This window comes from Teichococcus wenyumeiae (genome assembly GCF_003696345.1).
Classification (GTDB): Bacteria; Pseudomonadota; Alphaproteobacteria; order Acetobacterales; family Acetobacteraceae; genus Pseudoroseomonas; species Pseudoroseomonas wenyumeiae.
On sequence record NZ_RFLX01000115.1, the window covers coordinates 1 to 3182 of the forward strand.

Annotated in this window: 2 rRNA genes; both read right to left on the bottom strand. The window is 57.8% G+C overall.

The window, feature by feature from the left end:
• Positions 1-15: 15 nt before the first annotated feature.
• A 5S ribosomal RNA gene (gene rrf, locus EBE87_RS28000) occupies positions 16-130 on the bottom strand.
• Positions 131-276: 146 nt separating this feature from the next.
• Positions 277-3014 (bottom strand): 23S ribosomal RNA (locus tag EBE87_RS28005).
• Positions 3015-3182 lie beyond the last annotated feature (168 nt).

The following is a 3182-nucleotide window of genomic DNA, read 5'->3' on the forward strand; positions in this document are numbered from 1 at the left end:
CGATCCGGCTTGGTGGCCCGGCGGCGACCTACTCTCCCGTGCCTTGAGACACAGTACCATGGGCGCTGGGGCGTTTCACGGCCGAGTTCGGGATGGGATCGGGTGTAGCAGCCTCGCGATGGCCACCGGGCCACCGAGCCGGAACGAACCTTGTAATGGACAGCACAGATGCTGGTGAGGAGAGAGTTGGTGTGATCGGGTGTGTGTTGTGTGAGTGTGTGTATTGTCGCGGTTGGATGCTGCGTGCGGTGACCTTTTGAGGGGTCAGCGGTGCAGTGAATGAGATCGATCGGGCTATTAGGACCGCTCGGCTGCGTCGGTTACCCGACTTCCACCTGCGGCCTATCGACGTGCTGGTCTTGCACGGCCCTTGGGGAGACCTCGTTTAGAGGCTGGTTTCCCGCTTAGATGCCTTCAGCGGTTATCCGTTCCGTACTTAGCTACCCAGCGATGCTCCTGGCGGAACAACTGGTACACCAGAGGTACGTCCATCCCGGTCCTCTCGTACTAGGGACAGATCCTCGCAAGTCTCCTACACCCATGGCAGATAGGGACCGAACTGTCTCACGACGTTCTAAACCCAGCTCACGTACCGCTTTAATCGGCGAACAGCCGAACCCTTGGGACCTGCTCCAGCCCCGGGATGCGATGAGCCGACATCGAGGTGCCAAACCTCCCCGTCGATGTGGACTCTTGGGGGAGATCAGCCTGTTATCCCTAGAGTACCTTTTATCCGTTGAGCGATGGCCCTTCCACGCGGGACCACCGGATCACTAAGGCCGACTTTCGTCTCTGTTCGCGCTGTCGCGCTCACAGTCAGGCGGGCTTATGCCTTTGCACTCAACAGCCGATGTCCGACCGGCTTGAGCCCACCATCGCGCGCCTCCGTTACCATTTGGGAGGCGACCGCCCCAGTCAAACTGCCCGCCACGCAGGGTCCCGACCCCAGATGATGGGGCTCGGTTAGATGCCAGAAAGGCGCAGGGTGGTATTTCAAGGATGGCTCCACCGAAGCTGGCGCCCCGGTTTCATAGCCTCCCACCTATCCTACACAGCCCCTTCCTGGCACCACTGCGAAGTTGCAGTAAAGGTTCATAGGGTCTTTCCGTCTGACCACGGGTACCCCGCATCTTCACGGGGAATTCAATTTCGCTGAGCCCATGCTGGAGACAGTGGGGAGGTCGTTACGCCATTCGTGCAGGTCGGAACTTACCCGACAAGGAATTTCGCTACCTTAGGACCGTTATAGTTACGGCCGCCGTTTACCGGGGCTTCGGTTCGATGCTTGCACATCTCCCCTTAACCTTCCGGCACCGGGCAGGCGTCAGACCCTATACGTCATCTCTCGATTTCGCAGAGCCCTGTGTTTTTACTAAACAGTCGCCACCCCCTGGTCTGTGCCACCCTGCCCTGGTTGCCCAAGACAGGGTCTCGCTTATCCCGAAGTTACGCGAGCAATTTGCCTAGTTCCTTCAGCATGGTTCTCTCAAGCGCCTCGGTATACTCAACCAGTCCACCTGTGTCGGTTTCGGGTACGGACCATATGCTAGAGCTATTTCCTGGACCGATCCGGCAGCCCCTCCAATCCGATAAGGAGAAACTACGGTTCACAGTCGTCACTTCTAGCGGGCTCAGGAATATTCACCTGATTTCCATCGGCTACGGCTGTCGCCCTCGCCTTAGGGACCGGCTCACCCTGCGCGGATTGGCCTTGCGCAGGAACCCTTGGACTTTCGGCGAGAGGGGTTCTCACCCTCTTTGTCGCTACTCATGTCCGCATTCGCACTTCCGATACCTCCAGGAGCCCTCACGGGTCTCCCTTCGCAGGCTTACGGAACGCTCCGCTACCACGCATCCTTGCGGATGCATCCACAGCTTCGGTAAGTGGCTTGAGCCCCGTTACATTTTCGCCGCAAAACAGCTATTAGACCAGTGAGCTATTACGCTTTCTTTAAAGGATGGCTGCTTCTAAGCCAACCTCCTGGTTGTTTTGGCCGTCTCACATGCTTTCCCACTTAGCCACTATTTGGGGACCTTAGCTGGTGGTCTGGGCTGTTTCCCTCTCGACAATGGACCTTAGCACCCACTGTCTGTCTGCCAGGTAGCACTCACCGGCATTCGGAGTTCGGTAGGGTTTGGTAGGACTTTGGGTCCCCCTAGCCCTTCCGGTGCTCTACCTCCGGCGGTGTTCGCCTGACGATCTACCTCAATAGATTTCGCGGAGAACCAGCTATTTCCGAGTTTGATTGGCCTTTCACCCCTAGCCACAGCTCATCCCCGACTTTTTCAACAGGCGTGGGTTCGGCCCTCCAGTGGGTGTTACCCCACCTTCAGCCTGGCCATGGCTAGATCACTCGGTTTCGGGTCTTCTGCCAGCAACTCAGCGCCCTGTTCGGACTCGCTTTCGCTGCGCCTACACCTAACGGCTTAAGCTTGCTGCAAACAGAAACTCGCGGACCCATTATACAAAAGGTACGCCGTCACCCTTGCGGGCTCCGACTGCTTGTAGGCGTTCGGTTTCAGGTCTCTTTCACTCCCCTTGTCGGGGTGCTTTTCACCTTTCCCTCACGGTACTTGTGCACTATCGGTCACCAAGGAGTATTTAGGCTTAGAGGGTGGTCCCCCTACGTTCAGACAGGGTTTCACGTGCCCCGCCCTACTCAAGGACCTCTGCCAGCCATACGCCTACGGGGCTATCACCCACTCTGGCCAACCTTTCCAGGTTGTTTGGCTTAACTGACAAAGGCCACTGGCCTGCTCCCCTTTCGCTCGCCACTACTCGGGGAATCTCTGTTGATGTCTTTTCCTCCGGCTACTGAGATGTTTCAGTTCACCGGGTTCGCCTCCACCGCCTATGTATTCAGCGGGGGATCTCCATAAAGGAGGGGTTTCCCCATTCGGACATCCGCGGATCAACGATCGCTCGCATCTCCCCGCGGCTTTTCGCAGCGTGCCACGTCCTTCATCGCCTCTTGGTGCCAAGGCATCCACCGAACGCCCTTCTCATACTCATTCACCACCGCCCGCACGCAGGATCCAGCCGCGCCATCACTGGCGCCCCAAACCGCTCCGTGTCCAATCGGACAGCAGCTCCACCGAGACACTCACACCACACGGATTGTCAGCCGTGTGGGTACACTCGATTTCACCAACTCTTCTTCACCATGAGAAACAACAACAGA